The sequence below is a fragment of the Streptomyces sp. NPDC044063 genome, from assembly GCF_056434285.1.
The window spans coordinates 205,721-214,022 of the sequence record NZ_JBWKFM010000014.1 but is presented as its reverse complement, the minus strand read 5'-3'; the positions used below and the strand labels follow the sequence as shown (position 1 = coordinate 214,022).

At 70.1% G+C, this 8,302-nt stretch carries 8 protein-coding genes; 3 read left to right on the top strand and 5 right to left on the bottom strand.

Annotated elements, in window-relative coordinates; genetic code table 11:
• From AC07BS_RS19645 to AC07BS_RS19635, 3 genes are all read right to left on the bottom strand, one after another.
• A partial coding sequence (locus AC07BS_RS19645) for a biotin carboxylase N-terminal domain-containing protein (protein WP_158786612.1) occupies nt 1–101 on the bottom strand: 101 nt, incomplete at its 3' end.
• Between the two features lie 53 nt (nt 102–154).
• A complete protein-coding gene (locus AC07BS_RS19640) occupies nt 155–1,174 on the bottom strand; it encodes a sensor histidine kinase (RefSeq protein WP_478649225.1) in 1,020 nt (339 codons plus the stop codon).
• Between the two features lie 442 nt (nt 1,175–1,616).
• Nucleotides 1,617–2,402 carry an oxidoreductase gene (locus tag AC07BS_RS19635; protein ID WP_478649222.1) on the bottom strand — a complete coding sequence of 262 codons (786 nt, stop codon included), beginning with the start codon at nt 2,400–2,402 and terminating at the stop codon, nt 1,617–1,619.
• Nucleotides 2,403–2,627: 225 nt separating this feature from the next.
• Between AC07BS_RS19635 and AC07BS_RS19630 the strand changes: the two genes are divergently transcribed.
• On the top strand, nt 2,628–3,296 hold the full coding sequence (locus AC07BS_RS19630) for a 4'-phosphopantetheinyl transferase family protein (protein WP_478933402.1): 669 nt from the start codon (nt 2,628–2,630) through the stop codon (nt 3,294–3,296).
• A gap of 179 nt (nt 3,297–3,475) precedes the next feature.
• Complete coding sequence (locus AC07BS_RS19625; RefSeq protein WP_478649217.1) at nt 3,476–4,255, top strand: AfsR/SARP family transcriptional regulator; 780 nt, start codon at nt 3,476–3,478, stop codon at nt 4,253–4,255.
• 95 nt (nt 4,256–4,350) lie between these two features.
• Here the strand turns inward: AC07BS_RS19625 and AC07BS_RS19620 are convergent, their stop codons facing one another.
• Nucleotides 4,351–5,931 (bottom strand): MFS transporter, encoded by a 1,581-nt coding sequence (locus AC07BS_RS19620; protein ID WP_478933399.1) that lies wholly within the window; start codon nt 5,929–5,931, stop codon nt 4,351–4,353.
• Between the two features lie 145 nt (nt 5,932–6,076).
• The gene (locus AC07BS_RS19615; RefSeq protein WP_478933397.1) at nt 6,077–7,372 is read right to left on the bottom strand and encodes an alpha/beta fold hydrolase; all 1,296 of its coding nucleotides are present in this window, start codon (nt 7,370–7,372) and stop codon (nt 6,077–6,079) included.
• Between the two features lie 169 nt (nt 7,373–7,541).
• Here AC07BS_RS19615 and AC07BS_RS19610 point away from each other — a divergent pair, with 169 nt between their 5' ends.
• Nucleotides 7,542–8,123, top strand: coding sequence for a TetR/AcrR family transcriptional regulator (locus AC07BS_RS19610; RefSeq protein ID WP_478649208.1), 582 nt, complete (start codon nt 7,542–7,544; stop codon nt 8,121–8,123).
• Nucleotides 8,124–8,302: the final 179 nt, after the last annotated feature.

Here is an 8,302-nt window from a genome sequence, read left to right as displayed (position 1 = left end):
GGATCGGCATAGACCGCCACACTGGCGATCCCCGCGTCCCGGCACGCACGAGCGACACGGACAGCGATTTCGCCTCGGTTGGCGATAAGCACCTTACGCACAACAAACTCCTGTAGAACCGTTCATGGAAGGGGCGCGTGCTCACAGGCGCCTGTTACAGCGGGACGTGGATCTCCACGCAGGTGCCGTGCCTCGGCCCGCTCTCGATGCGGAGGCGGCCGCCGATGCCTTCGATGCGCTCGTTCATCGAGCGCAGGCCGTGGGACTCGGACGCCGGGCGCCCTGGTGGAGCGGTGAGGAAGCCGATGCCGTCATCCGTCACCCGCGCGTGGAACCAGCGGCGGGTGACCCGCAGGGTGACCGCGACCCGGCCGGCTTCGCCGTGGGCGAAGGCGTTGCGCAGGCACTCGCGCACCACCAGGAAAATCTCGTGCCGTTCGGCTTCCGGTACGAGGAGTTCGTTGCCCGTCATGGTGATGTCGACATCGACTCCCGTCGGTGCCGCCCACGCCACGAAGGCCAGGAGACCCTCGCGCAGCGGAGGCGTGGTCGTCCGGGTGCGGATGTCACCGATCAGGTCCCGCGTATGGGTCATGGCCTCCTGCACCGACGACTTGGCCGCCATCAGATGGCGGGAGCTCTTCGCCTCGACCTCGTGCAGTTCGATGCGGCGCATGGCCACGGCCAGTTCGCTGCCGAGCTGATCGTGCAGGTCGCGAGCGATCCGGCGGCGCTCGTTGCGCAGGCTGTCGTCGGCCCGGACGGCCTGTTCCCTCATACGTGCCTTGAGCGAGGCGTTCAGGGCCCGCAGGACGCCATAGGCCCTGGTCAGGTTCGATCCGTTCTCGGTGAGCTCCTCCCCGACGATCTGAAGCAGTGTGCACTCCTTGAGCAGTGCGCAGGCCGTGGCGATCTGGTCCAGCCGGAGGCTGGACCACCGCGCCAGGCCGGGTGTTCCGGCGTCGGAGCCGGCGAGGGGTTGCCCGGCGCCTTCCTGGACATCGGAGAGGAGCCGCCGGGCGCCGTCGAGGAGGGCCGATCTGATCTCGGGCGACCGCCGGTCCTCGGCCTCCAGGTCACCGGGGAGGAGGACCTGGAAGCGGTGCAGGATCAGTTCGACTTCGCGGGGCAGAAGGGTGGCGTAGGGCTGTGCCGCGGCGGTCGGGGACGGCACGGACGTCAGGCGCCTGACCGGTTCTCGATTCCCGTCGGCGGCGACGGTTCGTGAAGTGACGACCGCTTGCGTCAGGCCTTCCCGCAGGGCATCCGCGAAATCCCTTGCCAGGGCGGCTTCCGACATGTCTCCCCCTTGATGCGAGGCGCCGGGGAGGCGGAAGCTTTCCTGCCTTCACCGGCGCTTCAAATTGCTACATCTCTGTCGGTGTCGCCGCCTTAGAGCCCCAGGCGTCGACTGGCGGAAAACTAACATACCTTTTGGTGCGTAAGTGTTTTGGCAATTTGCTGATCGGAGGGAATAGTTCCGTTTATTGGACGGGGAAGGGGCCGTCGCCGCTGGTGGGGAGAATTCAAGCCGGAGTGGCTGAATTTTATCGTCATCCGGTGGGGGGGAGCGACCGGTGACGGTATCCCGATTCGCGGATTTCCGTCGAATTCGGTCAGACGGCCTTGAGTACTCCCCCGTCGACGCGATAGTCCGCACCGGTGACGTTCCCGGCCAGCGGTGACGCGAGGAACGCGACCAGCGCCGCGACCTCGGAGGGCTCGGCGAGCCGGCCGGTGCTGATGCCCATGGTGGCGGGGAGCCGCGCCATGAACTCGTCGTACCCGAGTCCGGCCGCCCTGGCCAGGTCCCCGGCGTAGCCCTGGGGATCCCTCCAGTTCTGCGTGAGGGTGGGGCCGGGCGTGACGGTGTTCACCCGTACGCCCCGCGGACCGAACTCCTCGGACAGTGCCTTGCTCAGGTTGGTCAGTCCGGCCTTGGCGACGCCGTAGTCGATGGGCTGGTACGAGGCGCGGGCGCCGATGGACGAGATGTTCACGACCGAGCCGCGCCGCTCGATGATGCTGGGCAGGGCGGCCCGGGTCACGCGCACCGCGCTCAGCAGGTTGAGGTCCAGGGAGCGCTGCCACGTCTCGTCGGTCAATGACAGGAAGCCCTCGGCCTGGTCGGCCCCCTCGACGCCGCCACCGACGTTGTTGACCAGCAGGTCGATGCCGCCCAGCTGCTCGAGGGCGTGAGCGGCGAGACGGTCGCCGCCGTCGGGGCGGCTGAGGTCCACGGACAGGACGGCGACGCCGAGGGCGGCCAGCTCGGGTGTCGTGGAGCGGGCGGCGCCCAGCACCCGCATCCCTTCGGCGGCCAGGCGTTCGGCGATGGCGAGGCCGATTCCACGACTCGCACCGGTCACGACGGCTGTCTTGTCGGTCAGTTGGAGGTCCATGGTTTCCATTCTCTCTTCGGTCATGCAGATGTATGAACCATGGGCTGTCCATAAAGTGACATTGAAATGCCGCTGAAGGCGCGTCAAAGTCGCGTCGCACCCGCCTAAAGACGGTACGCCCACGAGGCTCGATCCCATGCCGGGACGTTCTTCGAGCCCTACGCTCGACAACACGGACGCTCTGCCGTGAATTCATCGGACACTGCCCGGGGAGGTCTCATGTCCATGGCTGTCCTGCTGGCCACGAACGTACGGGGCCGAGCCGCCTGCACACTCGTGCGGGCCGACGCCGAAACCATCGCGACGGCACGGCTGCACCCTGCCGAGGAGGCACTCAAACGCGCCCTGGCGCCTGGTCGGCACCGTGATTTCACCGTGGGTCGGCTGGCCGCGGCACAGGCACTGTCGGCCATCGGGGCCTCCGGGCCGGTGCTGCGACAGGGCCGCAGGCCCCTGTTTCCGGCCGGGGTGAAGGGTGCGATAAGCCACAGCCGTGGCCACGTGGGCGCGGGCCTGGTCAGCGGCTGCCCGGATGTGGTCAGCGTCGGAGTGGACGTCGAGCGCACCGACCGGCTGAGCCGCGAGGTGGAGGACATCATGTGCACCCCGGGGGAACGTGCCTGGGTGGCCGCCGGCGGGCGGCCGCAGAGCAGGCTGTCCGTGCTCTTCTCGGTGAAGGAGGCCGTCTACAAGGCCATCGCCGCCCTCAGTCTCGGCCGCCGCCCCACCTTTCAGGACGCCGAAGTGCGCCTCGACCGGACGCGATTGGGCATCCGGCTCGTACCCGGACTGTTGCCGTACGGCTTCCGGCTGACGGGTGATGTCAGGCTGGTGCGGGGTGGCTATGCGGTGGCATCCGTTCTGGTCCTCGCCCCGGGTACCCGGCCGTGCTGACGCGCCTCGCGCGGGCCGTCGGCACCGGGATGACACGCGCTATTCCTTTGGACGCACCGCTGTACCTCCGGTGGCAGTGACGTCCCCCCTTCGGTCCGATCCGTTGTCCGGCCTCGTTTCGCGTTTGTAGTGTCCGAGACGCCGGCCGAGACACCGGCGCGAAACGAGGAGATGACCGCGTGCTTTCTTTCGGAGTTCTGGGCCCCCTGGAAATCTCCCTCGACGGCCGGAAGGTGCCCGTACCGGGCGGCCCCAAGGTGCGTCAGGTCCTGTCGTTGCTCCTGCTGGAGCCCAGCGGGCACGTCAACAACTCGTCGATCCTCGAGGAACTGTGGGGCGAGGAGGTTCCGCGTACGGCCATTTCGACGATCCGTACCCACGTCTACCACCTGCGCCGGGCCCTCGAGCAGAACGCGGCCGGCCTCACTCCGCCCGGTGTCGTCCCGGACGATCTGATCACGACGCGGCCCTCGGGCTACAGCCTGCGCGCCGACGGCGTCGAGCTGGACAGTGCCCTGTTCCTCGAACACGCCCGTGAGGGCGACCGTCTGCTCAAGGCCGGCGACTACGCCACGGCCTCCGGACGGCTGCGGCAGGCCCTGGAGGTCTGGCGCGGTGCCGTGCTGGCCGACGTCACCTGCGGGCCCATCCTGCTGCAGCACGTGCGGCATCTCGAGGAGATCCGCACCCGGGCGCTGGAGCAGCGGATCGAGGCCGACATGCACCTCGGCCTGCATCGTGAACTGGTTCCCGAGCTGCGCAACGTGGTGGCCGCGCACCCACTGAACGAGTGGATGCACGCGCAGTTCATCACCGCCCTCCACCGCAGCGGCCGTCGCGGTGACGCGCTGCACGCCTACCAGAACGTACGGAAGATCCTCGACGACGAGCTGGGCCTGGAGCCCTCGCCCGTACTCCAGCGGTTGCAGCGGCAGGTCCTCACCGCCTCCGTGGGTTGAGCCCACCGTGAAAACACCGGTTGCCCGGTACGTGTGGCGTACCGGGCAACCGGGTCGGGGACGAGCGCGCCGGGGGATTACGCACTCGTCCGGTCCTATGCGGCGGCCGCGACCTTCTCGGCCTCCTGGGCCTCGCCGGACGGGGAGCCGTCGGCGTCCTTGCGGTCGGTGAGAACGGCGTAGAGGATCACCGCGGTGACGGCGCATATGACCGCCGCGCCCCAGAGCACGACGCGGAGGCCGTCGGTGTGGCCCTGGGCGAGGAAGTCCAGGAACTCGGTACGGGAGCCTTCGGCCACGTTCTCCGCGGCGTCGGTGGAGTTGCCGCTGGTCACGTTGTCGGCGACGGCGTGGGCGTCCGGGGCGCCGGCGAACCGGTCGAGCCCGCCGGAGACCTTGGACTGCACGAGCGAGACCGTCGCGGCCACCATGCCGGCCACGGCCACGGCCTCGCTGGCCAGGCGGATCGTGTTGAACATGCCGGTCGCCATGCCGACGCGGGCCGGGGCCACGGTGCTGACGGCCGCGCCGTCCATGAGGCCGAAGATCAGGCCGATGCCGATGCCGATCACCAGCAGCGGGCCGAGGAGGCCCAGGGAACCGATGCCCGGGTGGATGACGGTCAGCCAGGCGCAGCCGATGCCGACGAGGAGCAGCGCACCGGAGAGCACGTTCCGCAGCGAGACGCCGGCGGCGACGAGCTTGCCCGCGACCAGGGGGAAGACGAAGACGGGCGCGGTCATCATCAGCAGGGTCAGGCCGGCCGACTTGTCCGAGGCTCCGTTGGAGCCGACCAGGTAGGACGGGAGCAGCACCATCAGGCCGACGAAGCCGAAGGAGACAGCCGTCGCCAGCAGGTTCACACCGACGAAGCGGGCGTCCCGGAAGAGGGAAAGGTCGAACATCGGCTGAGCCGCGCGGCGTTCCACCGCGATGAACGCGGCCAGCATGACCAGGCATCCGGCGAACAGGCCCAGAGTGGCGCCGGAGCTCCAGCCCCACTGCGGTCCCTCGATGATCGCGAGGGTGAAGAGGAACAGCGCCAGGCTGAAGGTGATGGTGCCCGGCCAGTCGACGCCGTTGGCCTCGGGGTTGCGGGAGTCCTCGATGAAACCGAAGCCCAGCAGCGCCACGGCAGTGATCACGACCTGCAGCAGGAAGACCGAGCGCCAGCCGAGGCTGCTCACCAGCAGACCGGACAGCGTCGGGCCGAGGGCCAGGCCGGCGCCGATGGTGACACCGACGAATGCGAACGCCTTGGCGCGGGCGGCGCCCTGGAACATGTTCGCCATCACGGAGGCACCCGCGGTCATGACCGCGCCCGCCGCCACACCGGCCAGGCCGCGGGCGATGTCGACGAGGACGATGTCCTGGGCGAGGGCGGCGCCCAGCGAGGACAGGCCGTAGAGCGCGATGCCGAAGCCGAAGACCTTCTTGCGGCCGATCTGGTCGGCGATGGCGCCGGCGGCCATCATGCAGCTGGCGGCCATGACGTTGTAGGCGTTCACGACCCACTGCAGCGGGACCACACCGGCGTGCAGGTCCTGGCCGATGGCGGGCAGCGCCACGGGCGATCCGCTGAGGCCCAGCGGGACGATGAGCAGGGCGAGGCAGACAACGAAGATCGTCAACCCCGCACGTGGGGGCGACTCGGGTGCGGCGACGTCGGACGTCATCCGAGGACTCCTGTTCTGACGGTTCCGTGCGGGATGGACGGAATGCAGGGGACGCGCATCAGGCGGACGGGGGAGGGGAAGGGGCGGGGTGGTTCCGGCCGCCCCGCCGCGGACACCGCGGCGGGGCGGCCGGACGGTTCGCCTGTCAGCCGCGGGGGGCGCGGACCGGCAGGTTCTCGATGAAGCGGGAGAGCGTCTGCAGGAAGCGGTTGTCCTCCCACTGCGCGTAGGTGACGTCCTGGTGGGCCAGGGAGAAGTCCGAGTGGACGGACACCTCGGGAATGCGCGAGCCGGCGGCGACCGTCGCGGCGGCCTGCCCGACCGTGCCGCCCGTCATGCCGGACTGGAAGGCGTACAGCGGGACGTCGATGTCCTTGCCGTGGGCCAGGCGAAGGCCCAGGTGGCGGGTGACGTCGTTCTCGGCCAGGTCCATCGCGGCGACGTAGTCGAGCATGACGCGGTTGAGGGTGTACCAGAGCCAGCTGCCGCGCTCCGGGCCGGCGAACGCCTCGGCGACGGTGGCCAGGCGGGTCGGGCCGCCGTCGACCCAGGCGCCGTTGTCGTCCAGGTGGCCGGCGTGCACGGCGTACGGGGGGATGCGGCGCTCGGCGTCGAACAGCCAGCCCAGCAGGCCGGCGTTGGTCACCTTGCGGTCGGGGCGCAGGGCCTCCGGCAGGCGCTCGGCGATGGGGGAGACGCCCTGCGGGTCTTCGACGGCGTACCGGGCGGCGAGCTGGAACCAGACGGCCGCGGACTCCGGACGCTCGCCCAGGCCGATGGCGGTGCTGGTGAAGTTCTCGAAGATGGCGTCGCCCTGGATCTGCGACTGCCAGCCCTTCGCGGCCTCCAGCGGGAGGTCGAACTCCATGCCGGCGCCGGAGAAGGCGTTGTGCACACCGCCGTCGACCACGACGAGACCGGCCAGCTCCGAGTAGCCGGGCGTGCCGTCGAAGTCCCAAGCGGCGTAGGAGAGGACGGCGGTGGCGCCGACGGAGACGCCGCCCAGCACGACCTCGCGCTCACCGCCGGCCGCTGCCTGGCGGACGACCTCGCGGACGTCGTTGACCAGGACGGACAGGCCCCACTCGGCCGCGTAGGGCGCCTCGGAGCCGGGCACGGTCCGGTAGTGGCCGTCGAGGTAGTACTCGGTGGCGTGCTCCAGGCCGCCCGCGAAGGTGGCGAGGTCGGCCAGGTTCTGCTCGCGGCGGTCGATGGCCCAGACCTGCACGTCGGCGGAGGCCTTGGCGAGGCTGCGGGCCGTGTGCAGGAAGACGTTGGAGCCGCCCTCGCGGCCACCCAGCAGCACCAGCACCCGGCGGGCGGCGGGGTTGCCGACCTTGAGGACACCGACCTTCTGCACCTCGGCCGGGCCGGTGGCCGGGGCGCCGGCGATGTGCTCGTACGTCTCGATCCAGGCCGGCTGGTCAGTCTGGGCGCTCATTACTCAATCCACTCCTCGGTAGCTGCGGTTTTACCCGCTGTCGCGACATGACTGTATCTGAAGATCCATGAAGTGCAACAGCTCTGTAGCAACAAGGGTGGCTCATGTTACTTTGGTGTAGTGCTCACGGCGGCTGGGTCCGTCGGCCCACAAGAGAGGCGGGACATTCGTGCCGAATTCAGAGCAGGACCGGCCGCTGCGCGCGGACGCCGAGAGGACCGTGCGAACGATCCTGGAGGTGGCCGAGCGCGTCCTCAGCGAGGACCCGACTGCGAGCCTCGGCCAGATCGCCACCGCCGCGGGGGTGGCGCGGACCACCATCCACCGGCGGTTCTCCTCCCGCGAGGCGTTGATCGACGCCATGGCGGGATTCGCCTACCGGCAGGTCGCCGACGCCATCGAGGCCGGCCGGCCGCAGACCGCCCCGCCCTTGGTCGCCCTGCACCAGATCACCGCGAACGTGGTTCAGATCAAGAGCGCGTGGCGGTTCACCATCGGGGACCAGGTGCCGGCCGATCCCGAGGCCGCGGCAGTGCGCGAGGGCATCTTCGACGCCTGTCTGAACCTGTTGGACCGCGCCCAGCAGGCCGGTGTGCTGCGCGAGGACGTGGACCTGATCTGGGCCCGCCGGGTCTACCACCTGCTGCTGGAACAGGCGGCGGAGGAGCTCGCGGTACGGGGCGGCGACCCGGACGCCGTCGCCGAGACCGTGGTCAACACCCTGTTGTACGGGCTGGGGCGGCCCGCCTGATGTCCCCGCGGAGGTGTCCGCCGGCAGCGGTTTGATCCAGCGGACACCTCCGCGGGGACGCGCTCGCACCATCTGTGCGCGAGTACGACGACGGCGGGGGGGGGGGGGGGGGGGGGGGGGGGGGGGGGGGGGGGGGGGGGGGGGGGGGGGGGGGGGGGGGGGGGGGGGGGGGGGGGGGC